Below are 25,110 nucleotides of genomic sequence, written 5' to 3' on the forward strand. Positions count from 1 at the left end.
CCCTGTGACTGACAAAATCCACCGCATTGCTGTGATCCCTGGCGACGGCATTGGCAAAGAAGTGATGCCAGAGGGCGTCCGCGTAATGAATGCGGCCGCAGAGAAATTTAACATTCCGCTGCGCTGGGAGTGGTTCGATTACGCCAGCGCCGACTACTGGCAGCAGCATGGCAAAATGCTGCCTGACGACTGGTTCCCGCAGCTGAAAGCCTTTGATGCGATCTACTTTGGTGCGGTCGGCTGGCCCGATGTGGTGCCCGACCATGTTTCGCTGTGGGGTTCGCTGCTGCAGTTCCGCCGGGAGTTCGATCAATACGTCAATCTGCGCCCGGTACGACTGATGCCAGGCGTCAAAGCGCCGCTGGCGAATCGTCAGCCCGGCGATATCGACTTCTATGTGGTACGCGAAAACACCGAGGGTGAATACTCCAGCGTCGGCGGCACCATGTTCCCTGGCACCGAGCGTGAAGTGGTGATTCAGGAGACGGTGATGACACGCACCGGCGTCGATCGTATCCTGAAGTTTGCGTATCAGCTGGCGCAGAGCCGTCCAAAGAAACACCTGACCTCCGCCACCAAATCCAACGGCATCGCCATCACCATGCCTTACTGGGACAGCCGCGTCGAAGCGATGTCCGGCCAGTTCCCCGAGGTTCGCGTCGACAAATATCACATCGATATTCTCACCGCCAACTTCGTGCTGCACCCGGACTGGTTTGATGTGGTGGTCGCCAGCAACCTGTTTGGCGATATCCTCTCCGACCTCGGCCCGGCCTGTACCGGCACCATCGGCATTGCGCCGTCCGCCAATATCAACCCGGAAGGCCTGTTCCCCAGCCTGTTTGAGCCGGTGCACGGTTCTGCGCCCGACATCGCTGGCAAAGGTGTCGCCAATCCCATCGGTCAGATCTGGTGCGGGGCGATGATGCTGGAACACCTCGGCTACAAAGCGGCGGGTGATGCGGTGTTAGATGCGATTGAACGCACGCTGGCGGCGGGACAGCATCTGACGCGTGATCTCGGCGGCAGCGCCAGCACCGAACAGCTCGGTGCCGCCATCGCCGCCGCGCTCTGAATCAATCCGGCAACTGCACCACGCACTCAGGGTGCCAGCCTGGCGGTAGCGGCTCCGGACGTGTTATCACCAGGCTGTGCAGTTGCAGGTTCTCTACCCCACGCGCGAACAGGCCCGGCAGCCCGCCGGGATAGCGCTCGACGCCAAAGGCTTCGCCGGTTTTCGGGTCAAGCCTGTAGGCGTTATCCAGCCCCATGCCGGTCGGTGAGTCCGGGTTACAGGGCGGCCGCACATCATAGTGTCCCTGTGTCATCGGCGAAACGGTCTGCCGCATCTGAAGCTGGCTGATCACCACATCACGTATCCAGCCGGGTTCTGCCGCATGCAGGTTAATCGCCCCTTCTGCCACCCCCGTCAGATTACTGAACTGCACCTGCTCCACGATGCCGGGCGTGATGGCGGGATCGCGGCGGCGCACCGAAATATGCAGCGGATCGGCTTTGCCCCAGTGACAGGGCGGCGCGTGGTGACAGGCGAAGGTCAGGTTGCTGAACAGAAGACGCCGCATCGCGCCGCCGTCACGCGACAGAATGCCAATGCCCCGGTTGGAATCAAAAATGGTGCAGCCGGTTACCGTGACATCTTCGACGTCATCCCAGGTTTCGGTGCCAATCTTAAAGGCGCAGCTGTAGCTGCGCAGCAGGCAGTTAGTGATCATAATCTGCCGCGCCGGACGCCGCAGCGCGGCCGGTTTATGGGTGGTTTTAATGCAGATAGCGTCATCGGCGGCGCTGAGGTAGCTGTTACTGACAAACACCGCTTCGCAGCTGTCGATGTCGAGCGCATCGGTATTCGGCATGGTCATCGCATTGTCGATGGTGAGGTGGTCGATATGCACATGGCGACAGCTCACCAGATGCACTGTCCACATCGGTGCCTGCACAATGGTAAAGGCAGTGAGCGTCACCTGCTCGCAATCCTCAAACACAATAATACGTGGCCGGTCGGCACGCGGCAAACGATAGCCCTGCTCATCCCGCTCAGCGGCAAACCAGGCTTCACCCTCGCCATCGATGCGGCCGGTGCCGCTGATGGTGATATTGCGCTGCCCCAGCGCATAGAGCAGCACGTTGTGGGACTTTTCCGCGCAGCTCAGCGCCTGCACCGCCTGGTAGTCGGCCAGCCGCGGACTGGCGATCAGCACCGCACCCGCTTCAAGGTGCAGCTCAAAATCAGAAGGGAGATTCAGGCAGCCGCTGCGATAACGTCCGGCAGGCAGCGTCAGACGGCCACCGCCTGCCGCCGCAATCTGATCCATCGCGCGTTGCAACACGGCCGTGTCCGGGGTTTCGCCATCGGCGACAGGGTGAAAATCAGCAAGGGAAAGGTGCATCATGCGTCTCCCGCAGGGTTGAGGAGGAGGAATTGCAGCACGACACGGCGCAGCAAACCTTTGTCTGGTCGCCAGTGCGCCGTTTCGTGCGGAACTTCACAAATTACTTCACGGCCCCTTCGGTGACGCCGCTGATAAACTTGCGCTGGAAAATCAGGAACACCACGATCAGCGGCATAATCACAATCATCGCGCCTGCCATCAGTACCGGAATGTCGATGGTGTTTTTGTTCTGGAAAAACATCATGCCAATCGGCAGCGTGCGCAGCTCATCCTTGTTAACCAGAATCAGCGGGATCAGGAACTCGTTCCAGGTCCAGATAAACAGCAGCAGCCCCAGCGTCGACAGGGTCGGCCAGATAGCGGGCACCAGAATGCCCCACAGAATTTTAACGCGCGACGCGCCATCCATCACCGCCGCTTCTACCAGCTCTTTCGGCACCTGCTGAAACGCGCTAGCGATCATCAGCGTGGTAAAGGGCAGCGACAGGGCGATTTGCGGCAGGATCAGCGCCAGGTAGGTATTAGTCAGCCCCATCCAGCGCAGCTCGTGATAAAGCGGAATGATAAAGGCTTCACTCGGCAGCACCATCCCCAGCGCCAGCATCGCCCCAATGACTTTTTTACCGGGGATTTTCAGCCAGGCGAACCCGAACCCGGCCAGAATGCCGAGCAGCACGCTGAACAGCACCACCGGAATGACCACCAGCACGGAGTTCAGGAAGTAAACATTGAAGTGTCCCTGCTGCCAGGCGGTCACGTAGTTTTTGAAATTCAGTGAGGCGGGCAGCGTGAAAACACCCTGAAACAGCTCCATCTGGGTTTTAAACGAGGTCATGAGTGCCATCAGAAACGGCAGAATCGTCATCAGCGCCACGATCCAGATCAGCGCGCGTGAAATTACCGGCGTGCTTCGCATCAGTAACGCTCCTTCAGGGCCAGATGGATCAGATAGTTAATCCCTAAAACAATAATCATGCTGAACACCGCTACCGACGAGGCGTAGCCAAAGTAGTGCAGGTCAAAGCCCTGCTTATACATAAAGATGTTGGTGACCATGGTGGAGGTGCCCGGCCCGCCCTGGGTCATCACATAGACCAGATCAAAGGCTTTCAGGCTGGCGATCACCGTCAGCAGCAGGGCAATCCGCAGCTCAGGCCGCAGGCCAGGCAGCGTAATACGCATAAACTTCTGGCGACGCGATGAGCCATCCAGGTCGGCGGCTTCCAGCAGTGAAGGGTCCATGCGCTGCAGGCCCGCCATAAACAGCACCAGACAGAAGCCAAAGAAGTACCAGGTGGCGACCAGCCCCACGGCGGGCAGCGCCCAGGTAAAATCACCCAGCCAGGAGAGCGCCAGCTGTGGCAGGCCAATCGCGCGTAATATCTGGTCGATCGGGCCAAACGCCGGGTTATAGAGCCAGCGCCACACCACGCCCAGTACCGCCATCGGCATAATGTAGGGCAGGAAAAAGAGAATGCGCAGCACGCTGCGTTCGCTGTTGTTGCGCGTGTCATAGAGAAAGCTGCAGAGCAGCAGGCCGACACCAATCGGCAACAGGGTATAGAACAGCATCAGAATGGCGTTGTTGCCCAGCGCAATCCAGAACACCGGATCGCTGAACATCCGCAGGTAGTTGCTGACGCCGCTAAACACCGGCAGCGAGGTGCCGTCCCATTCGGTAAAACTGATGCCCAGCGAGGCCAGCAGCGGGAACAGCAGAAACACCGCATAGACCAGCACCGCAGGCAGAACATAGAGAAAATTACGCCAGCTGCTTAAATTCAACATAACCCTACTCGTGGTTCAGAACGATGCTCAGGCCCGGCTGTGCGCCGGGCCTCCGGCTTAATGCTTCAGGGTTTTCAGGTAACGCTGATAGTTGTTATCAAAATTCACCACCATCTGATCGGCAGTCTGACGACCCGCCAGCAGCAGCTGGACGTTCTGATTCAGCTCGGCATTCATGGTCGGCGTGGCCCAGTCTACATAGTGACCTAAACCGTCATAGTCGTTGAGCGTCAGCCAGACCTGATACGCCTCTGCCAGCAGCGGATTGTCCGCTGGCATTTTGGCCGCTTTGTTGGTGCTGGCCGGCAGGAAGCCCACTTTCAGCCAGCGGTTCGCCATGGCATCCGAGACCATATAGTTGATGAACTTCGCCGCCCCATCCTGCTGATCTTTGCCTTTAGCGGTGCTGGTAATCGAGAACGCCAGATCGGTTCCGCCTACCATCAGCGGCTGCTTCACGCCTTCACCGGCAGGCATCGCAGCAAAGTGAATATCCTTGTTGTCTTTAAACTGGCCGAGATACCAGGTGCCGCTGACCAGGAACGCCGCCTGGCCGTTCTGGAACAGTGTCGCCGCATCGTCGTGACCAATACCCTGGAAACCCGGGAAGAAGTACCCTTTGTCGGTCCAGCTCTTCATCATCGTGGCAGCATTGACCAGCTTGCTGTCTTTGAAGGTGCCGCCCACATCGTAAATCAGATTATCCAGCGTCTTGCGGTCGTGGCTCTCAATCTGCGCCTGCCACAGGGTGCTGAGCAGCTGCTGGCCCATGTTGCCATCCAGCAGGCCCAGCATCATCGGTGCGGTGCCCTGCTGTTTCAGCTTCGCCATGGCACTTTCCAGCTCGGCCAGGGTTTTTGGCACCGCGATGCCCGCTTTATCCAGCAGCGCTTTGTTGTAATAGAGGCCGACCATTTCGCCCAGGCTGGCGACGCCGTAAAGCTTGCCGCTGCCGAACTCGCCACTGTCTGACCAGCGGTTACGTTTCAGAATCGAGTCCGGGAAGCGGGTCGTCCAGCCATAGCTGGCGGCGTAACTGTCGAGCGGCAGCAGCAGCTTATCTTTGACCAGCGAACCCATATCACCGCCGCCCTGATTGACCTGCGCGATCTGCGGGCCATCACCGGCGGTCAGTGCCAGCTTCAGCGGAATACGGGTATCTTCAAAGGAGTGAACCGAGCGGTTAATCACGATGCCGGGATTCTGCTGTGAGAACTCTTTAATCCCTTCATCCACCGCAGCAGTCTGCTCCGGGTAGTTGTAGATATCCCACTCATTCAGAGTAACGGCGGCGTGAGCGGCATGAGAAACGCTGCCCGCCAGCAGGCCCGCTGCCAGCAGCCGACCCACATTGCGAATTCGGAACGAACGAACGGAGGAAACAGACATTATGCTCACCTTCTTCAGACCAGGATCGGCATCCTTTCATCTCACCGCCTGACATCCTGCAGGCTGCAGCCGCACACAAACGCACTCACTCATACTTACTTTAATAAAAAAATAAAGTCAAACAGCCTGCCGGGGGAATTGCAACGCTGTGAGCACGCGCAAATAAACAGCGACATGGCGTGAATTTCAGCACACTGCGCTGGCTTTCACACAATTAACCGTAGCGGCACGTCGCCAGCCGCTTTTTCTTCAGCAGGAGATACCAGCCTGATAATCGCAAAATAACGTCCTGATAAAACATATGAAAATCCTATCACGCTCACACTTTTCTCTTTTGATCGGCCGTGAATCTGCCGCCAGCCGCCCTGTTCCGGGCGTGTTGGCGATCACAGTTGTGCATCCTGACGCCGGTAAACGTTGCCGAACCGCCCATGTTAGTGCGATAAGGTAATTATTCTATCTTGAAAACTAAGTCCACTTTCATTAACGTAACTTTCACCTGCGGATCTGTTCAATCCCTGACCGGTTCCCTCACTCACGAGAACTCACCATGGCGAATCAAGGTGTCATTCGTCCGGCCACGCTGGCGGACTATCCGGCGCTCTACCGCATCTGCCTGGAAACAGCCGATGCGGGCGGCGATGCCCGCGCGCTCTACTCCGATCCTGACTATCCCGGCCAGCGTTTTGCCGTGCCCTATGCGCGCTTCGCGCCTGACTTTGCTTTTGTGCTGGAGCGGGACAATGAGGTGCAGGGATATGTGGTGGCAACACCCGATACCCGCGCGTTCGAAGCACAGCTTGAGGCCGAATGGTGGCCGCAGCTTCAGGAGAAGTATCGCGATCGCAGCGCCAGCGCCCCGCTCGACAGCAAAGTGCTCGACGCGATCCGCCATCCCGACCAGGCCGCAGAAACGCTGGTGACACAGTGGCCCGCGCATCTGCACATCAACCTGCTGCCGGCAGCGCAGAAAGGCGGCTGGGGTCGCCGGATGATTGAGCATGAGCTGGCGGCGCTGCGCGCTGCCGGTGTGAGCGGTGTCCATCTTGGCGTGAGCCTGCAGAACGAGCAGGTCTGTGCCTTCTATGCGCGCATGGGGTTTACCCCCATCCTGCGCAGTAATGCCATCTACATGGGCCAGTTACTCTGAGTGAGGTAGCCGATGACCAGCCTGCGCTTGCAGAATGTGAAGAAGTCGTATGAACACGTGAATGTCATTCATGGCATCGATCTGACGATCAATAGCGGCGAATTTGTAGTGTTTGTCGGGCCATCCGGCTGCGGCAAATCGACGCTGCTGCGGATGATTGCCGGGCTGGAGGAGATCAGCAGCGGACAGTTGCTGATTGAGGAGCAGGACATGACGCAGCAGCCCGCCACCGAGCGCGGTATCGCGATGGTGTTTCAGTCCTATGCGCTCTACCCCAACATGACGGTGCGCGGCAATCTGGCCTATCCGCTGGAGGTGATGAAAAAGTCCAAAGCGGAGATCAACCAGGCGATCACTCAGACGGCCGCCCGCCTGCATCTCACCGAACTGCTCGATCGCCTGCCGCGCGCACTCTCGGGCGGACAACGGCAGCGCGTGGCGATTGGCCGGGCGATTATCCGTCATCCGCGTATCTTCCTGTTCGATGAACCGCTCTCTAACCTTGATGCCGAGCTGCGCCTGCAGATGCGGATTGAGATCGCCCGGCTGCACGCCTCGCTCGGTAACACGATGATTTATGTCACCCACGATCAGCTGGAGGCGATGACGCTGGCTGACCGCATTGTGGTGCTGCGTCAGGGCCGCATTGAGCAGGTCGGCGCGCCGCTGACGCTCTATCACGACCCGGATAATCTGTTTGTCGCCGGTTTTATCGGCTCACCAAAAATGAATTTTCTGCGGGCGGAGATCAGCGCCACCGGCGAAGGTGAAGTGCAACTGCGGGTGCCGGAACTGAAGATTGAGGGGCTGGTGCTGAAAATCGCCGCTGACTGCCGCGAGGGCCAGACCGTGACGCTGGGCATTCGTCCTGAGCATTTCCAGCCTGCCGCGCAGACGCCGGAAGCACAGCGCTTTCACGGCGAGCTGGCCTATGGCGAGATGCTGGGCCACACCAACTATCTCTACCTGGATATCGGGCGCGAGCAGATGCTGGTGGTGGAAGAGCGCGAGGCAACCACGCGCGATCTGGGTACGCAGGTTGAACTGGGCTTTTCTGCCGCGCACTGCCTGCTGTTTGATGAGCAGGGAATGCGTCTGCGCTAAGGGAAATGGAGAAACAAAAACGGGCGCCGAAACGCCCGTTTTTTATTTGAGGGCTCAATCAGGTGACCGGCTCTTCGTCGGCCTGCGCTGCCAGCAGATCCAGCAGCCGGTTGACGGCAAAACCCGCCGCGCCCAGCGCCCACATCCGGTTCGACTCCGTCAGGAACTGCAACGGCGTCATGTGTGGCGTTAGTTTAAGCCGGTAGGCCTGGAAGCTCTGGGTGATGTGATCGAGCAGAATGCGTGACGCCATGTGCGGCTCCATCGCCAGATAAACCACATCCGGATCGTAGGCCACCGACAGGTTTGCCAGCGAAATTCCCAGCTCGCGCCCTGCCTCTTCCAGCACCGCCAGAACCTCAGGCGTTGGCCGCTGATCCAGCGCCTGCAGCGTGAGGCCATCCACCGGTTCCTGCTCCGCCAGCTGCTGCAGAATGGCGCGCGATGAGGCGACATCCTCCAGCAGACGCAGCGAGCCGTCGCCCACCAACCCGTTGCCAATCTCCCCTGCCTTGCCGTGACGACCGCGGTAGAGCTGACGATTCAGGATGATGCCCGCCCCGATCCCTTTACCGTAGGTCGCGATCACCGCCGACTGGGCGTTGCCGAGCTGACCAAACACCAGCGCCGCCATTGCCATGGCGTTGGCGTCGTTCTCGATAAACACCGGCAGCGAGAAGCGTTCTTCCAGCAGGCGTGCAATCGGGACGTTATCCCAGTCGAGCACTTTAGAGCGGATGCAGTAGCCATTTTCGGCATCGACCAGGCCCGACAGCGCCAGGCCAATCGCCCCGACCCGCTTCTCCTCCACGCCGCGCAGGAACTTCGCCAGCGCATCGCCAAGCTGACGTGGTGTCAGCGTACCTTTTGGCATCTGCTGTTCGCCCAGCAGATTGCCGCTGAGATCGGTCATGACGATCAGGTTACGTTCCGCATTGAGCTGAATGCCAATCACGCTGGCGCGATCGGGATTGAGGCCCAGCAGGGTTTTTGGCCGCCCCATCGACACGCGACGCAGCCCCAGCTCCTGCACAATCTCCTGCGCCAGCAGCCGATTAGTGGCCTGCGACACGGTCGACATGCTCAGTCCGCTGCGGACTTTCAGGTCTGACTGGCTGATCGGCGCATTTTCAACAATCAACCGCAGAATACGCGCGGTTACGTTGGGAGCGGTCATAAATTCCTCGGGTTATCTGGCTGAGAAAGCTCAGCCAGTTTCAGATCGGTAATCGGACAGAGGTCAGCTGCTGCGCCAGTATCAGCGCCCCGCTCAGGGCATCGCCCTGTGGCGTCACCAGCCGGGCCTGAATATCGTTGTCCAGCCAGCGCTGTATTGGCGTGGCCAGGCCACCCATCAGCGCCACCCGTCCGCTGCTCAGCGCAATCAGACTGCGCACCATCATGCCGATATCGGCGGCAGTCTGATGCAGCAGATCCTGAGCGTGACCATCGCCCGCGTCGGCGGCTGCGAAAATCTGTGGCACCACGCGCGCCCAGTCGGCAGGCGTCGCGGACCGCGTCCAGAGCAGCATCGTTTCCGGGCTGTCACCGAACTGTGCCATCAGCTGACGGGAAAAGGCGGTCGGCGTAATAATGAACTCATGGGCCAGCAGCGCCAGACGCAGCGCACGACGGCCCAGCTCCGCGCCCGATCCCTGATCGGACAGGGCAAAGCCCCAGCCGCCAAGCAGCGTAAAGCGTTCGCCATTCCAGGCAGCGCCCTGACTGCCGGTGCCGATGATAAAGACGGCGCCAGGAGCGCCAGCATGCGCGCCCGCACAGGCGATTTCCACATCGCTGACCACCTGTAACGCCGCGCAGGCAGGCTGCCAGCTGGCGAGCCGCGCCTGCACCGAAGCGACATTGGCACCCGCTAATCCGGCCACCAGCGCGGTCTGCGCCAGCGCCTCCGGCGCTAATCCCGCCAGTGACAATACCCGGTCAATCAGCTGTCCGACGCAGGCCAGCGCCGCATCATAGTCTGACCAGACGTTGGCAGGCCCGCCGGTGGCTTCCGCCAGCACGCGGCCCTGCAGGTCGGTTAACCGCGCGCGACACTGTGTACCGCCGCCATCAATGCCAAGAAGATAGTGTGGTTGCACGCGCTTCCTTCCCTTATTAAGGGTTATAGCCATAATGAGCGAACGATAGGATAAAAAAACTTAAATCGCAATAACAAATAAATATGGTAAAAACATATCTAAACTTTTTGTTTATTTTACATGATGATAACAAAAAGTACGCCGCAAAACGCGCAGTGCGTTATTGACATTACTTTTTCTGTCGTAATAAGTTGGTGGTCAGATTATCAACAGGCGCGCCCGATCGCAGGCGAGCTATGCATCATCCGATTTCAGGAGCAGGGGTTTAACATGAAAGTAGGCATTATCGGTCTCGGCTTTCGTCTGTCCCACGTGATCAAAGAGTTCAGCAAAGCCGACGACGCCTTCTCGGTAGTGGGTTATTACGATCCGGCCCCGGCCGGACTGCCTAATCTGCACAGCTTTGGTATCGCGCCCGGCCAGGCCTTTGAATCCATCGACGCGCTGCTGGAACACGGCGGCATGGATGTGGTGCTGGTTGGCTCCCCTAACTTCCTGCATCTGGAGCATGTGGGTCAGGCGCTGGCGGCGGGCTACACGGTCTTTACCGAAAAGCCGGTAGTGATCAATGAAGAGCAGACCATGAAGATGGCGAAGCTGGTGCGTCAGTATGGCGAGGCACGCATTCTGGTCGGCCTGGTGCTGCGCTACTCCCCGCTCTATCACGATCTGCTGGCGGCACGCGATGCCGGTCAACTGGGTGAAATCACCTCGATTGAGGCGACGGAACATATCAAGCCTTACCACGGCGCCTTCTTCCAGCGCGACTGGCGACGTCTGGAGAAGTATGCCGGTCCTTACATTCTGGAGAAGTGCTGCCACGACATCGACCTCTATCAGGGCCTGTTGCAGGAGCGTCCAATCCGTGTCGCCAGCTTTGGTGGCCGCAAATCCTTTACGCCTGCTCATGCGCCGCAGGGAGCGATCACCGCTGAGTCAGCGCTCTATCACGAGAAGCCCAGCGGCTGGTCGAGCACCGATGCGGTCTTCGACAGCGACGCCGATATAGTCGACTATCAGACTGCCCTGATTGAGTACGAAGGCGGGGCGACGCTTGCTTTCCATGCCAACCTCAACGTCCCGGATGAGTTCCGCCGTTTCTGTGTCATGGGCACCGACGGCATGGCCGAAGGTGACTTCGTACGAAATTACTTCCGCGTACACAACGCGCGCAGCGGTGAGAAAGAGGTCGATACCGCCTACAGCGGCAATGCGTATGATGGCCACTACGGCGCTGATGCGCTGATGGCAGAAGAGATCGTTAAACATATTAAACAGGGAACACCGCTGAAAGTTTCAGTTGTGGACGCGCTGGAAGCGGGTCTCACCGCCATAAAAATCGATGAGGCGCGCAAAACCCGCAGCGTAGTGGACATGCGTGAAAGCTGGCTAACATTTGACGCCAACCTGGGAAAAACCGGGGCCTGATGGTCCCAGCCTGCAAGTCAGTCTCCCCCTCTGACTCCGGGTTTTGAATGGCAGTATGACTGGTAACTTCCTGTACTGGCCTTCGGGCCAGTTACATTATTGATGTTGATCGCCACCTTAATAGCTCTTCCCAACTCTCAAACACCACTCTGAAGGTTCAGGCCGCTTACATTCTCTAAGCGATGGGGACATACGCCTGCACGCAATTCAACAACTGCACAAATTCCCTCAACTAACCCAATAATCCTTACCCACCTGCTCCAAAGCCTGAGGCAACGATCAGACTCAAAGCGATGGGGACATACGCCTGTAGCAAAGCATAGCGGGCCAGGGATGGCCCGCGCTGAGCCTGCCAGGGATGGCGTTTTTTGCGTCTTTGCGAAAGGCGTATGTTCCCTGAGCCTGCACCTAATCCAGACCCACTCTCTACAACCAGCCCTCAGCCCGCATTAATCTCATTCTCCAGCTTCTGACGCCGCCGAAGATGCGGAAACAGCTTCATCCACAACGCCACCACAATCAGTGTACCGATGCCGCCAATCGCTGCCGCGGGTGCCGCCCCCATCCAGGCTGCCAGCAATCCCGACTCAAACTCGCCCAGCTGATTCGACGTATTGATAAAAATCGCGTTAACCGCATTCACCCGCCCGCGCATGGCATCCGGCGTATCCAGCTGTACCAGCGCACCCCGGATCACCATACTCACCATATCAAAGCCGCCCAGCGCACAGAGCGCAATCAGCGACAGCCACAGCTGCGTGGACAGCGCAAATACCAGCGTGGCCACGCCAAAGCCCGCTACTGAGCCAAACATAATCATCCCAACATGCTTGTCCAGCTTGTGACGGCTCAGCCAGATGCCCACCAGTAATGCGCCTGCCGAGGGCGCACCGCGCAGCATCCCTAACCCCCACGGCCCGGTATGCAGAATATCTTTGGCAAAAATCGGCAGCAGCGCCGTTGCGCCACCGAGCAGCACCGCAAACAGATCGAGCGAAATTACCCCAAGGACATCTTTGCGCTCACGGATAAAGTGAATCCCGGCAAACAGATTCTTCATATTCATCGGCAGACGGGTCTGCACCGGACGCTCATAACGCAGCAGACTCACCAGCGTCAGCGAAATCAGATAAAACAGCCCGGAAACGCCATACACAACATGCGGCCCGGCAACATACAGCAAGCCGCCTATCGTTGGCCCGACAATCACCGCCGCCTGGCCCCCTACCGAGTTCATCGCCATCGCGCGTGCCAGAATCGAGGGCGGCACCAGCGACGGCAACATTGAGGACATCGCGGGCCACTCCAGCGCCTTCGCCACCGCAATCATAAACACCAGCCCCCACAGCGCGGTCTTATCGGCGGTATGGAATAAGGTAAGCACCACTAATGCCACCAGTGCAGCAAATTCCACCAGTTGCCCCAGCAGCACAATGCGCCGCCGGTCATATTGATCCGCAAGATGACCTGCAGGTAGCGCCAGCAATACCGACGGCAGAAACTGCATCAGGCCAATCATCCCTAACGCCATTGCGCTGTTGGTCAGCGCATAGATCTGCCAGCTGATCGCTACCGAGAACATCTGAAAACCAAATGATGAGCAGGTACGCGCCAGCCAGAACGCGACAAATGTCCGATGTCGCCACAGCGACTCTTCCGCTGTTGATGCCATAAATCCCATGTCTTATCCCAAATCAGGTGAGGAAGCCCGCATCGTTGCGCGGTGTTATTGGTGTGGTGATTGATGATGTTAAATTAACAGACCGGATGAGACCTGAATGGCTTTGGCTCCAGCCCTGGCTCTCTGCCCAACAAAACGCATACCTGTCCGGCACAGGCACGTCCGACCTCTCCTGACTATTACCAGCCTATTGGTCCCGACTATTGAATATATTCCAGCACATCATCAGACGCCAAAGGAATTATCATCTCTTTGCTAATGGGTTTATTTACTTTCTCAGGCAACAAAAGGATGATTTGGATTAAGCATGTGATCTATATTTATTCACGCGTTTAAAAAAATGCGACTTTTTATATGATTAATTATCAACAAATCCTTTTTTATTGCATTTCATAGAGATAATGAAAAACAGTTTATATAACCCCTATGTTACTGAACCTATCCATCACGTTAAGCGTAATGTCTCTGGCATTTGCTATAGCGTGCCTTATCTTCAGCAAAACCAGGAAAGCAGAAATACACTTAATACAAACAACATTATTTCATTACACAATCAAATTGCCACTGAAGCAGCATTAATGATTATCCCAATCGATGATATGCGATTACGCGGAATGATTGCTGTACCGGACGCTTATTCACATTTACAGAATGCACGTATCCGGATTGGAATCAATTATTCCAGTTTAGCGGCACATTATGCGCCACTGCTTGAATTAACTAAGAAATTTGATTTCTGGCTTTATGATTTTGCGCCGCCGGGAGCAGACTGGCGACTGCTGGAATCCTTTCCTTTTTCAGGAATTGTTTTAAACGAAGCGTTCTTTAATGACAATTATGAAAAATTTACCTTTCCCTTTTTTATGGCGACATTTCGTGAAAAAGGGGCAGAGGTCATCGTGCGAAGTCATACGCCGACTTTAACGGCTGAGCAGTTTGCTGAGATAAATATCAGCGGCTGGCAACAGCAACGCTCGGACGGCGATCTTATTAGCTGCTGATTCACAAATCCTGCCTTCCGGCGTTAAGGGCACACGGCGGTGCGCTTAACGTCCTTTAATCCCTCATAAAATGTCGCATTACTGCATTTGTTAAGCGCTTTAAGCTAAAAAAATCAAACCTCGATCTGATTTTGCTATAACATTTAACACAAAGGGATCGTCTGTCTTAGCGGAAGAGATACTCAAGAACACCCTTAATCATTTGTACTTGATAACTGGAAGCAACCTATCTGGTTGTTTTCGTGTGTTTTATGGTAACGAAACGAGGTCGATATTATGGGGAAAAACTCCTCATCATTTGGCGTAATTCGTTTTCTGACAGTGCTGTTCGCAGCGCTGACGGGCGCGTTTATGCTGATTGGCGGTGGCTGGTTAGCCGCCATTGGTGGTTCCTGGTATTACGTTTTCGGCGGTGTGGTGATGCTTATCACCGCTTATCTGCTTTCCCGTCGTAAAAGCACCGCGCTGGTTCTCTATGCGCTGCTGTTGATCGCCACCCTGATCTGGGGTGTATGGGAAGTGGGTACGGACTTCTGGGCACTGGCACCGCGCACCGATGTGCTGGTGATCTTTGGTGTCTGGCTGATCCTGCCGTTTGTTTATCGCAGTGTTAACGCGGGCAGTAAAGCCGCGCTGGGTACGATGGCTGTGGCGCTGGTTGCCAGTGCTATCGTGCTGGCCTATGCGGTGTTTAACGACCCGCAGGTGATAAACGGTTCAGTGCCAGAAACCGCTGACAACGCCCCGCAGGCTGCGCCGCTGAGCAACATCCCGGATGCTGACTGGCCCGCTTATGCGCGCGATCAGCAGGGAACCCGTTTCTCGCCGCTGAAGCAGATCAATCACCAGAACGTGAAAGAGTTGCAGGTTGCCTGGCAGTTCCAGACGGGCGACATGAAAACCCCTAACGATCCGGGTGAAATCACCGACGAAGTTACCCCGATTAAAATCCGCGACACGCTTTACCTTTGTTCGCCACACCAGATCCTGTTTGCTCTGGATGCGGCCACCGGTAAGCAGAAGTGGAAATTTGATCCGGGCATGAAGGTTAACCCAACCTTCCAGCATGTGACCTGTCGTGGTGTTTCTTATCACGAAGTGTCGGCAGCCGCCGATGCGGCAAACACGCAGCCTGCGCTTTGCTCACGTCGTATCTATCTGCCTGTCAACGATGGTCGCCTGTTTGCCCTCGACGCAGAGACCGGCGAACGCTGCCCGTCATTTGGCGTCAACGGCGAGCTGGATCTGCAGCACAAACAGCCTGTCACGACTGCGGGTATGTATGAGCCGACCTCGCCACCGATCATTACCAACACCACCATCGTTATGGCGGGTGCGGTTACCGATAACTTCTCAACCCGCGAGCCATCAGGCGTGATTCGTGGTTTTGATGTGAATACCGGCAAACTGCTGTGGGTGTTTGATCCAGGCGCGAAAGACCCGAATGCCATTCCGGCTGATGAACACACCTTCACCATGAATTCACCGAACTCATGGGCACCGGCAGTGTACGATCCGAAACTGGATACCGTTTATCTGCCAATGGGTGTGACCACACCGGATATCTGGGGCGGTAACCGCACACCAGAGCAGGAGCGTTATGCGAGCAGCGTGCTGGCTCTGAACGCCACCACCGGTAAGCTGGTCTGGTCTTATCAGACCGTGCATCACGACCTGTGGGATATGGATCTGCCGTCGCAGCCAACGCTGGCTGACATCACCGATAAAGATGGCAACACGGTACCGGTGGTTTATGCGCCAGCGAAAACCGGCAACATCTTTGTCCTGGATCGCCGCACTGGCAAGCCAGTGGTACCTGCGCCAGAAACGCCAGTGCCACAGGGTGCTGCCAAGGGCGATCACGTTGCCGCTACTCAGCCCTACTCTGAGCTGACCTTCCGTCCGAAGCAAAACCTGACGGACAAGGATATGTGGGGCGCAACGATGTTTGACCAGCTGGTGTGCCGCGTGATCTTCAAGCGCCTGCGCTATGAAGGTCCGTTCACTCCACCTTCTGAGCAGGGTACGCTGGTGTTCCCGGGTAACCTCGGTATGTTCGAATGGGGCGGTATTGCCGTCGATCCACATCGTCAGATTGCGATTGCTAACCCAATGGCGCTGCCGTTTGTCTCGAAGCTGGTTCCACGTGGCCCGGGCAACCCGATTGAGCCGCCGAAAGGCGCAGAGGGTGGTTCAGGTACGGAAACCGGTATTCAGCCACAGTATGGCGTGCCGTATGGCGTCGAGCTGAATCCGTTCCTGTCACCGTTTGGTCTGCCATGTAAACAGCCTGCCTGGGGTTACATCTCCGCGGTGGATCTGAAGACCAATGACGTGGTGTGGAAACAGCGTATCGGTACCGTTCGCGATAGCGCACCGGTTCCGCTGCCGTTCAAAATGGGTATGCCGATGCTGGGTGGTCCTATCACCACCGCGGGTAAGGTGTTCTTCATTGGCGCGACCGCCGATAACTACCTGCGTGCGTTCAGCACCGATACCGGTGAGCTGTTATGGCAGGCACGTCTGCCAGCAGGCGGCCAGGCGACCCCAATGACCTATGAAGTGAATGGCAAGCAGTACGTTGTCATCGCAGCAGGTGGGCACGGTTCGTTTGGTACGAAGCTGGGCGATTATGTGATTGCCTACGCCCTGCCAGACCAGAAATAATTCACGACGCTGTGAATAAACTAAGGCGGACTCCGGTCCGCCTTTTTTGATCGCGTTATTTACGCATCCCGCGCCAGTTGAGCCAGGCGCAAAACAGCATTACCACGCAGGTCGCCAGAAATACTGGCCGCATCCCGAATGTCCCACCCACCAGCCCACCAAACAGCGGGCCGCTGACCTGACCGATATACTGCGCCGAGGTTGAATATCCCAGCATCCGTCCGACCTGGGAACCGGGCACGTTATGGCGGATAATCGCTGTAATGCACGGCATCAATCCGCCCAGCGCCATCCCCATCAGAAAACGCAGCAGGATCAGTTGCCAGGCCGCGGTAATAAACGCCTGCGGAATCAGCAGCAGCCCACTGACCAGTAGTCCGCCGGTCAGAACCCGCCAGTGCCCTACCCGATCGGCCAGACGACCCAGCCGGGGTGCCGCCAGCACCGTACCCAGCGCCGCCGCAGACATCACCAGTCCGGCGATCATCGTGATTTGATGGTCGCCCTGCACGAACTCGCCCACGTAGAGCGTGATAATGGGTTCAATCGACATGCTGGCGAAGATCAGCAACATGCCGGAGAGCCACATCAGCCGCACCAGGGTGTGATTCACCGGCTCGTCTGCGGACTGCGCTTGCTGGCTGGCATGCGACCTCGCAGCAGCACGCGGCTGCTCTTTGAGTAAAAAGGTGGTGGCGAGGAAGGCAAGAAAGATTGCCGCGCCGGTCAGCCAGAACGTCTGACGGATGCCGATCAGCGGCGGTAACACTCCACCCAGCAGCGGCCCGACCACATTGCCCGCCATAATGCCGGAAGACAATACGCCCAGCGCCCAGCCGGTCTGCGCTTTTGGCGTCTGCGCTGCCACCAGAATGGTCGATCCCGATGCGTAGCCACCCAGCAGCCCGGCCAGCAGCCGCAGCGCCACCAGCTGCCAGGGCGCGGTCGCCATGCCGATCAGCGACATTGCAATCGCCATCCCCAGGCTGGCCCGAATCAGCATCAGCTTACGACCATAGCGATCAGCCAGCCTGCCCCACAGCGGCGCAGTCAGCGCGGCGCTGAAAAAGGTCGCGCCATAGGCTATCCCGGACCAGCGGGCGATGGCTGCCGGCTGCTCAACGCCCAGTTGCTGCACATAGAGTGGCAGAAACGGCAGCAGCAGCGTCATCGCCACGATGGTGGTAAAAGAGCCGACGACGCAGACCGCTAAGTTACGTCGCCAGTGCTGAAACTCTGCCGTTTCGGGTGACTGTTGCATGATGATATCCGTTGAATGATCAGGGATACAGGCTAACCGGAGTCGCGAAGTAACAACAGTCGTGGCGGAATAGTTACTCTGTGGCGCTGATTGTTGTCAGCAGGCAACAATCAGCCCGGATTCAGCGCCGTAATCATGGCATCGCACAGCAGTGTCACCGGCGACGCCGGTTCAGGCGTGTTGTGCAGCAGCAGATAGCTTTGCAGGCGATCCATCTGCCACTCCGGCAGCAGTTGCTGGATATCACCACGTGCCATCGCCTCCTGCGCCATGTAGGAGGGAAGATAAGCGATGCCGCTGCCTGCCAGTGCGGCATTGAGCAGCGCCATGCTGTTATTGGCGCGAAAGCGGCTGCGCACGTCCAGTGCCAGCCGCTGTTTATCACGGCGGAATGGCAGCGCAGCGGTGTGCGCCGGACCATGAAACAACAGCAAGTCATGGCGCGGCAGCATTTCAGGATGGGTGATTACGGGTCGCTGCGCCAGATAAGCCGGCGCGGCATAAAGCCCCCACTCGATATCGCTCAGTACCCGGAAATTGCCCTGCTGCGGCGAGCGGGATCGGATCACAATCGCCAGATCAACCTGATCGTCCAGCCGATCGTGATTGCGATCGGTCAGTTCGAGATCGACGTTAATATGCAGATGGCGGCGCAGGAAACGATTGAGAACGGGAACCACGCACTGGCAGCCGAAGGTGACGGGCGCCTGTAGCCTGACATGGCCAGCGGGCTGCTGATGCACCTGCTGCACAAACGCCTCGGCGCGCTGCACTTCAGCCAGCATCCGCACACAGTAGGGATAATAAGCCTGGCCCAGCTCAGTCAGCGCCAGCCGCCGGGTGGTGCGCTGTAGCAACCGGATACCGAGCCGCAGCTCCAGACGGGCAATTTCCCGGCTGACGTGAGATTTGGACAGGCCAAGTGCGCGTGCCGCCTCGCTGAAACTTTGTAATTCCACAACCCGTGCAAATACCAGCATGGCGGTTAAGTTCGCGCCATTTTCCATGTTTCCCGACTCCGACAGTAAAAGGGGCTGGCAACAAACTAACACGTTCGGGTAGGGTCACTGTGGCTGACGGGCAAAAAAGGCGAGGCAAAGTTCAGGAGGAGAGCGGCGCAGAACGCGGACTGACCTTCCCGTCTGCATCTGTGACGGGAAGGTCTTATCAGGCATCAGCTGGCCATCGCCAGGGGAAACAGCAGCCGATCCGGCTCAACGCGACGCTGACGGCGCAACTGGCCTGGCGTCATCATAAAGTAGTTTTTAAAGGTGCGGGTATAGGCCTGCTGGGTATCGAAGCCGTAGTTCATCGCCACCTGCAGTATCGCTTCGTTGCTGCTTAGCAGACTGAGTGCAGACTCGGTTAAGCGACGCTGGCGGATATATTCTGCCAGTGAAAAGCCGGTGTGCTGGCGAAACAGGCGTTGCAGATGCCAGCGCGAATAGCCCGAGCGGCGTGCCACCTCATCCAGATGCAGATCGTGTCCTAAGTTGTTCTCAATCCAGTCCAGCAAACTCCGAATAAACTCGCGCTGATTCATGGTTCCTCCTGTTGATGCTGATGTGCAGTGGAGCCACTCTACCCGCTAAAATTTATCCCTTAATTAGCAGAAAATTAGCGCAGAATTAGCAAGGCGGGAATGGGCGCGAAATGGGGGGATTTAGCGGGAACGGCAGCAGCCAGAAAGTCGCTGAAAAGAGCAAGGAGGGATAAAACAGCTGAGTCAGTCAGGAGCACTTTTTGCGCGCGTTCTATTGGAGGTGGCTGAGTCTTGCCTGACTTCAACCATTCTGAGGTACCGCTGATATTCCTGAGTCAGGAAATCCACTTTTCGGGATAATTCTTCCTGATAAAATTCGGGTGGCACCTCGTGCTCTGGATCCTGTTCCAGCTCAGCGACCAGTTGTTCAACAATACGGAATAAGGGGATCCTGTGTTCTGCCTGAAAACGTCTGAATGACCTATCCCAGATAAACGAAATAAAATAATCAACGTAACGCCTTCCCTGCCGGAAAGGTAATGTTTGTAACTTCTCAAGTAAAAAGTTAAAAACTGGCAGAGCCAGTACCCGAATTCGCTCAGCTTCAGTCAGCCTGTCTTTGCCCATAGGCACAATGGCGTTCGACAGACGGGAGCGGATACAGGCAACAGGGTTCAGCACCCGCACGAATTCATGACTCATGGCTGCGCCATGTCGATCAGGCATAACCAGAAAGGGTTCCGTATTAAGTGCGAGTTTATCACCGACAAAATCCCCAACGTCAAAGCCTGTGGGGCGATCGATAATATCGACAATATTTGCCTCATTAAGCGGCTCATTGAGGAACTGCCCCTGAGCATCTTCCTTGACCCTGCCTGTATCTTTATCGATAAGACTGAGAACCGCAATCGAGGGCGGATTAAAAATTCCCTGAACCTGAGCTGAGACATTAAAAATTTTTGCTATCACATCAACGCCTTCCTTTCGCGTGACATAGTCGACATCAATTGAGGTGATGGATGTTATGTCATGCTGATCAGGATAAAAATGCAGATAAGTCAGATACCAGTACATAACAGCCTGACCACCAACAGTGATAACCGGGGATGGCAGTTGTACGGCGTTATCGATCAGATAACGATTGAGTTTGAGGATTTGCTCTTCTGGAGGAATAGCGTGCGATGTCATAAAAAAACCCACCTGGATGATGAGCTTATTTTATCACTTAGCCGATTTCAGCAGGGCATGATGTCAGAAAAATGCGAGGCTGCGTCCATCTTTTGCAGGCACAATACCGTCAGGACGTTTTTCAAGAACGCGGCCCGGAGCCTGACCCTTTCGGACGGCTTCAACACGCTCCTGATACTCGCGCTGATGTCTGATTTTTGCTTCCTGAGCTGACATACTTTTCACCGCTGAAATGTCTGGTATGAATCTATTGTTCAAATATACGTCACCCCATTTACGCTTGCAATCACGGGTATCTCAGTGGGTATGGAGAAGGACGCTAAGCCACCGGTTAATTCTGTAAAATATCGGTGATGGCGGTCCGCCAAAATAATTCGTGCTGTGGCAAGGCGGCAAAGGCGCGAAGCCCCAGGAGCTGACATTGGTCAGTGACTGGGGTGAGCAAAAGCAGCCAACGCTGCGACAGTGCGAAGTATGACGGCGGAAGGATAATTCTGGGCTAACAATTGGTAAGTAAACTCTCTCTTATCTTTACGAAGGAGATCAGCCATGCGCGTGTTACTGGTTGAAGATGATGAAATGATCGGCGCGAACCTGCAACAGGCACTGCAGGGCGCGGGCTGGTCAGTAGATTGGGTACGCGATGGCGTTTATGCCCAGAATGCCTGGAGCGAAGGCGGCTACAGCTGTGTACTGCTCGATCTCGGCTTACCGCGCGATGATGGCCTTCAGGTCCTGCGCCGGGCGCGCGGGCGCGGCGACGCGACGCCGGTACTGATTCTTACCGCACGCGACACCGTGGCGCAGCGGATACAGGGACTCGACAGCGGTGCGGACGACTACCTGCTTAAACCGTTCGATCTCCAGGAAGTGATGGCCCGGATGCGCGCCATTACGCGACGCAGCCACGGCGCAGCAGACTCGGTGCTGGGCAGCGGCGATGTGCAGCTGGATATGATGACCCGCGAGGTACGCTACAAAGGCCAGCGCGAGCAGCTGACGGCGCGGGAATATGCCCTGCTCTACGCGCTGCTGGAGCGGCCGGGTGCTATTCTGTCGCGTGAACAGCTGGAAAACCGTATCTACGGCTGGGGCGATGAAGTCAGCAGCAATGCGGTCGATGTGCTGATCCACGGCATGCGTCGCAAGCTCGACAACGACGTGATCCGTAACGTACGCGGACTGGGCTGGCGGGTTCCGGCCATATGAAACCTTTCCGCTTTATGCGCTCACTGCGCAACAAACTTCTCTCGACGCTGCTGATTATTCACCTGCTGATGATCGGCGGCGTCACCTGGTATTTCTTCAGCTGTTATGGCGATATGGTCGGCACAATGAAGGATGATCAGCTGGCGAAAATCGCTGATGCCTGGTCCACCAATAAACAGATGCCCGCCCTGATGCCGATGCTTATCGCGCCGGACAAAGCAAAGAGCGCCTTTGTGGTTCAGCTCTGGGACGATGAGGGCCAGTTGCGGGCCAGCTCATGGCCGGAGTTGCAGGCCCCGCTGCAAAATCAGCGCGGGTATCACGATGTGCATGTGGGTCAGTGCGACGACTGTGAATGGCGCATTTTTACCCGGCCCGGCATGCCCGGCAGCGAGATCAAAACCATCCAGGTGATGCACAACCTCAGCTACATGAAAGCCTCGATGGTTAAGCGGGCGCTGTCTGCGATCATTCCGATGATCCTGATGATGCCGCTGTCGCTGCTGGTGATCTGGCTGGTGGTGCGTAAGATCACCCGCGATCTGCAGGTCGCTTCGCGTCAGATTGCGGCACAGGAAACCCATCATCCACACAATGTCTCACCGGAGGGCTTACCGGATGAGATCCTGCCGCTGGTAGCCGCTTACAACTCACTGCTGAGTAAGCTGCGTGACGCCTGGTCGTCGCAGCGTCAGTTCCTGGAAGATGCCGCCCATGAGCTGCGTACGCCGGTAACAGCGGTGACGTTACAGCTGGAAAATCTGCGTCAGCATATTCAGCCGGGTGAAGCGAGCCGTCAGTTCAGCCAGCTGGAAGCGGGCGTCACGCGTACCCGTCACCTGGTCACGCAGTTACTCAATGTCTCACGCCAGGATGATCAGAGCGTGGTGGCCAGCGTGGAGCATATTGAGCTGGAAGATCTGCTGAAAGAGAGTATTGAGCAGCTGATGGTGGTGGCGGATAAGCGCGGCATCGATATCGGCTTTAATGGCTCCACGCAGTACCGTCTGCAGGCCAGCCGTTCCGAATTGCGCAGCCTGTTCGACAACCTGATTGGTAACGCTATGTTGCACACACCGGAAGGCAGCCTGGTCGATGTGCTGCTGCATCGGGTCGCGGGCAAAACGGTGGTCGATATTGTCGATAACGGGCCGGGCATGCCGGAATCCTTTATCGAACGCGCGTTCGACCGTTTTACCCGTTCGCCTGACGTCAAAGCCCAGGGCAGCGGGCTGGGACTCTCCATTGTGCGTAATGTCGCACAGAAACATCAGATCCACGTCGCCCTTTCCAATTGCCTGACGCCACAGGGTGCTGTTTGTGGTTTGCAGGTTCGCGTCACCCTTCCCTGATCCCGCGCGTTTGATCACGAACCAGACAACGTAAACGGTTGCCTGGTTCCGTTCGATCCTGGTCATTATTGTGAAGTGCATCACATTTTAGCGGAATTGTAATGCAACACTTTTTGACAAACGTGAGCAAAATCTATTTTCTATCGATCTGTTACAGGCACGCTACGCGGGCTGAAGAACTGGCTGTTTTTTGCTGAATACCTCACTCCCCTCCAGGGACCGACTTCTCTCTGACTGCGTCTGCTGTGCGGCGGTCAAAAGCATGTGGCTGATGATAATGAAATTTAAAACGTTGATAGCAGGTGCCGTGCTGGCATGTTCATTGAGTGGTGCTGCGCAGGCTGCTGAAAGCGATCCGCAGTACCTCTCCGACTGGTGGCATCAGAGCGTTAACGTGGTAGGCAGCTACCACACGCGTTTCGGACCGCAGTTTAACAATGACGTTTATCTGGAATATGAAGCGTTTGCGAAGAAAGAGTGGTTCGATTTCTACGGCTATCTGGACGTGCCTAACTTCTTCGGCGTCGGTAACAGCAATGCCAACGGCGTGTTCGACCACGGTTCACCGATGTTTATGGAGATTGAGCCGCGCTTCTCTATCGACAAACTGACCGGCACCAGCCTGGCTTTTGGTCCGTTCAAAGAGTGGTATTTTGCCAATAACTATATCTACGATATGGGCCGCAACAGCGACAACCGCCAGAATACCTGGTATATGGGTCTGGGCACCGATATCGATACGCACAGCGATGTCGGCCTGTCGCTGAACGTCTATGCCAAATATCAGTGGGAAAACTACGGCGCGGCGAACGAAAACAGCTGGGATGGCTATCGCTTCAAGGTGAAATACTTCGTGCCTATCACCACGCTGTGGGGCGGTAATCTGGGCTATGTGGGCTTCACCAACTTCGACTGGGGTTCCGACCTCAACGAGAAAGGCGGTTCATCACGCACCAGCAATTCCATCGCCTCCAGCCACATTCTGTCACTGGGTTACGATCACTGGCACTTCTCTGCGGTGGCCCGTTACTTCCACAACGGCGGACAGTGGGCGGATGGTCAGGAGCTGAACTTCGGCAAAGGCCCGTTTGAAGTGAAATCGACTGGCTGGGGTTACTACCTGGTGGCGGGTTACAACTTCTGATAAAGATAACGGGCGGCTGAAAAAACCGCCCGTTGCACAGGAGAACTGGCATCAGGCTTAAAGCCCTCATAGCCAGTTTTTTCGGATGCAGGCTTATCGGATAAGCGCTGCATCTGCCCTATTATTACTCTTGCGGCTTTTCGACATTGATGCGCCACGGGATGTTGAACTTATCGATAAACATCGCGAATCCGTTCGACCAGAACGTCTCCTGCCACTCCGTTGTCACCTTCCCGCCTGCCGACAATTTCTCAAACCAGGCTTTACCCTTTTCGACATCAGTGGTGGAAAGACTGACCGCGTAACCGGCATGTTCAGACGCGGGCGGCTGCTCGGTATTGCCGTCGCTGAGCATCAGCTCACCGTCGCCAATGCGCAGTTGCGCATGCATGATCTTTTCTGGCGGCTGCGGCGCGGCAGACTGATCGCCGACCTGCTCACCCTGATCCGGCATATCACCGAACTTCATTTTAGAGAGCAACTCTCCCCCGGTTGCCTGCAGGTAAAAGTCGATAGCCTCTTCGCAACGGCCATAGAGAAACAGATAAGGACTGACTTGCATCTTCACCTCTATTTGTCGTTTGTATTAATTACTGTTCTCTAAAAGAGTAGACCATGAAGATTTAACGCGTTGAGTGACTGCGGATAAAAAGACCCTGGCAGTATGCAACTGACAGGGTGAGAAAAGCTGCTGAACAGGCTGTACCCAAAAGGCACATCATAAAAGAGGGGTCAGATTATCCTCGGGCAAG

At 56.5% G+C, this 25,110-nt stretch carries 21 protein-coding genes; 9 read left to right on the forward strand and 12 right to left on the reverse strand.

Features of this window, described 5'->3' with window-relative positions; genetic code table 11:
• The first annotated feature begins 4 nt into the window (after positions 1-4).
• A complete protein-coding gene (locus EGO56_RS17455) occupies positions 5-1,075 on the forward strand; it encodes a tartrate dehydrogenase (protein WP_135910367.1) in 1,071 nt (356 codons plus the stop codon).
• Position 1,076: 1 nt separating this feature from the next.
• Here the strand turns inward: EGO56_RS17455 and EGO56_RS17460 are convergent, their stop codons facing one another.
• The 4 genes from EGO56_RS17460 to EGO56_RS17475 all read right to left on the reverse strand — a co-directional run bounded on the left by EGO56_RS17460 (position 1,077) and on the right by EGO56_RS17475 (position 5,588).
• On the reverse strand, positions 1,077-2,408 hold the full coding sequence (locus EGO56_RS17460) for a glycoside hydrolase family 28 protein (protein WP_135910602.1): 1,332 nt from the start codon (positions 2,406-2,408) through the stop codon (positions 1,077-1,079).
• 103 nt (positions 2,409-2,511) lie between these two features.
• Entirely contained in the window at positions 2,512-3,327 is an 816-nt protein-coding gene (locus EGO56_RS17465) for a carbohydrate ABC transporter permease (RefSeq protein WP_013359842.1), read from the reverse strand.
• Positions 3,327-4,199: a carbohydrate ABC transporter permease gene (locus EGO56_RS17470; protein ID WP_135910368.1), complete on the reverse strand. Its 873-nt coding sequence runs from the start codon at positions 4,197-4,199 to the stop codon at positions 3,327-3,329. Before EGO56_RS17470 ends, EGO56_RS17465 begins: the two co-directional genes overlap by 1 nt.
• Positions 4,200-4,256: 57 nt before the next feature.
• Positions 4,257-5,588 (reverse strand): extracellular solute-binding protein, encoded by a 1,332-nt coding sequence (locus EGO56_RS17475; RefSeq protein WP_135910369.1) that lies wholly within the window; start codon positions 5,586-5,588, stop codon positions 4,257-4,259.
• Between the two features lie 550 nt (positions 5,589-6,138).
• On the opposite strand from EGO56_RS17475, the gene EGO56_RS17480 reads away from it, so the two are divergent.
• Positions 6,139-6,738: a GNAT family N-acetyltransferase gene (locus EGO56_RS17480; RefSeq protein WP_135910370.1), complete on the forward strand. Its 600-nt coding sequence runs from the start codon at positions 6,139-6,141 to the stop codon at positions 6,736-6,738.
• A gap of 12 nt (positions 6,739-6,750) precedes the next feature.
• Entirely contained in the window at positions 6,751-7,842 is a 1,092-nt protein-coding gene (locus tag EGO56_RS17485) for an ABC transporter ATP-binding protein (protein WP_135910371.1), read from the forward strand.
• 58 nt (positions 7,843-7,900) lie between these two features.
• On the opposite strand, the gene EGO56_RS17490 is transcribed toward EGO56_RS17485, so the two are convergent.
• Together EGO56_RS17490 and EGO56_RS17495 are read right to left on the reverse strand one after the other, a co-directional pair.
• The gene (locus EGO56_RS17490) at positions 7,901-9,019 is read right to left on the reverse strand and encodes an ROK family transcriptional regulator (protein ID WP_135910372.1); all 1,119 of its coding nucleotides are present in this window, start codon (positions 9,017-9,019) and stop codon (positions 7,901-7,903) included.
• A 40-nt stretch (positions 9,020-9,059) separates the two neighbouring features.
• Entirely contained in the window at positions 9,060-9,944 is an 885-nt protein-coding gene (locus tag EGO56_RS17495) for a glucosamine kinase nucleotide-binding domain-containing protein (protein WP_135910373.1), read from the reverse strand.
• 270 nt (positions 9,945-10,214) lie between these two features.
• On the opposite strand from EGO56_RS17495, the gene EGO56_RS17500 reads away from it, so the two are divergent.
• Entirely contained in the window at positions 10,215-11,372 is a 1,158-nt protein-coding gene (locus EGO56_RS17500) for a Gfo/Idh/MocA family protein (RefSeq protein WP_135910374.1), read from the forward strand.
• Between the two features lie 439 nt (positions 11,373-11,811).
• Here the strand turns inward: EGO56_RS17500 and EGO56_RS17505 are convergent, their stop codons facing one another.
• Positions 11,812-13,053: an MFS transporter gene (locus tag EGO56_RS17505; protein WP_135910375.1), complete on the reverse strand. Its 1,242-nt coding sequence runs from the start codon at positions 13,051-13,053 to the stop codon at positions 11,812-11,814.
• Between the two features lie 401 nt (positions 13,054-13,454).
• Here EGO56_RS17505 and EGO56_RS17510 point away from each other — a divergent pair, with 401 nt between their 5' ends.
• Entirely contained in the window at positions 13,455-14,054 is a 600-nt protein-coding gene (locus EGO56_RS17510) for a hypothetical protein (RefSeq protein ID WP_135910376.1), read from the forward strand.
• A 276-nt stretch (positions 14,055-14,330) separates the two neighbouring features.
• Positions 14,331-16,721, forward strand: a complete 2,391-nt coding sequence (locus EGO56_RS17515; RefSeq protein ID WP_135910377.1) for a glucose/quinate/shikimate family membrane-bound PQQ-dependent dehydrogenase — start codon at positions 14,331-14,333, stop codon at positions 16,719-16,721.
• Between the two features lie 55 nt (positions 16,722-16,776).
• On the opposite strand, the gene EGO56_RS17520 is transcribed toward EGO56_RS17515, so the two are convergent.
• The 4 genes from EGO56_RS17520 to EGO56_RS17535 form a co-directional block, all read right to left on the reverse strand.
• Entirely contained in the window at positions 16,777-17,982 is a 1,206-nt protein-coding gene (locus EGO56_RS17520) for an MFS transporter (protein WP_135910378.1), read from the reverse strand.
• Between the two features lie 110 nt (positions 17,983-18,092).
• A complete protein-coding gene (locus EGO56_RS17525) occupies positions 18,093-18,989 on the reverse strand; it encodes a LysR family transcriptional regulator (RefSeq protein ID WP_135910379.1) in 897 nt (298 codons plus the stop codon).
• 167 nt (positions 18,990-19,156) lie between these two features.
• Complete coding sequence (locus tag EGO56_RS17530) at positions 19,157-19,525, reverse strand: helix-turn-helix domain-containing protein (RefSeq protein ID WP_013359828.1); 369 nt, start codon at positions 19,523-19,525, stop codon at positions 19,157-19,159.
• A gap of 183 nt (positions 19,526-19,708) precedes the next feature.
• Positions 19,709-20,653 carry a hypothetical protein gene (locus EGO56_RS17535; protein ID WP_135910380.1) on the reverse strand — a complete coding sequence of 315 codons (945 nt, stop codon included), beginning with the start codon at positions 20,651-20,653 and terminating at the stop codon, positions 19,709-19,711.
• A 549-nt stretch (positions 20,654-21,202) separates the two neighbouring features.
• On the opposite strand from EGO56_RS17535, the gene EGO56_RS17540 reads away from it, so the two are divergent.
• From EGO56_RS17540 to EGO56_RS17550, 3 genes are all read left to right on the forward strand, one after another.
• Entirely contained in the window at positions 21,203-21,862 is a 660-nt protein-coding gene (locus EGO56_RS17540; protein ID WP_135910381.1) for a response regulator, read from the forward strand.
• On the forward strand, positions 21,859-23,214 hold the full coding sequence (locus tag EGO56_RS17545) for a sensor histidine kinase (protein WP_135910382.1): 1,356 nt from the start codon (positions 21,859-21,861) through the stop codon (positions 23,212-23,214). The genes EGO56_RS17540 and EGO56_RS17545 overlap by 4 nt, the downstream gene beginning before the upstream one ends.
• A gap of 277 nt (positions 23,215-23,491) precedes the next feature.
• Positions 23,492-24,358, forward strand: coding sequence for a nucleoside-specific channel-forming protein Tsx (locus tag EGO56_RS17550; protein WP_135910383.1), 867 nt, complete (start codon positions 23,492-23,494; stop codon positions 24,356-24,358).
• A 124-nt stretch (positions 24,359-24,482) separates the two neighbouring features.
• Here EGO56_RS17550 and yjdN read toward each other — a convergent pair whose 3' ends face one another.
• Positions 24,483-24,920 carry a VOC family metalloprotein YjdN gene (yjdN, locus tag EGO56_RS17555; RefSeq protein ID WP_135910384.1) on the reverse strand — a complete coding sequence of 146 codons (438 nt, stop codon included), beginning with the start codon at positions 24,918-24,920 and terminating at the stop codon, positions 24,483-24,485.
• Between the last annotated feature and the right edge of the window lie 190 nt (positions 24,921-25,110).

The sequence above is a fragment of the Pantoea vagans genome, from assembly GCF_004792415.1.
In the GTDB taxonomy this organism is placed as follows: Bacteria; Pseudomonadota; Gammaproteobacteria; order Enterobacterales; family Enterobacteriaceae; genus Pantoea; species Pantoea vagans.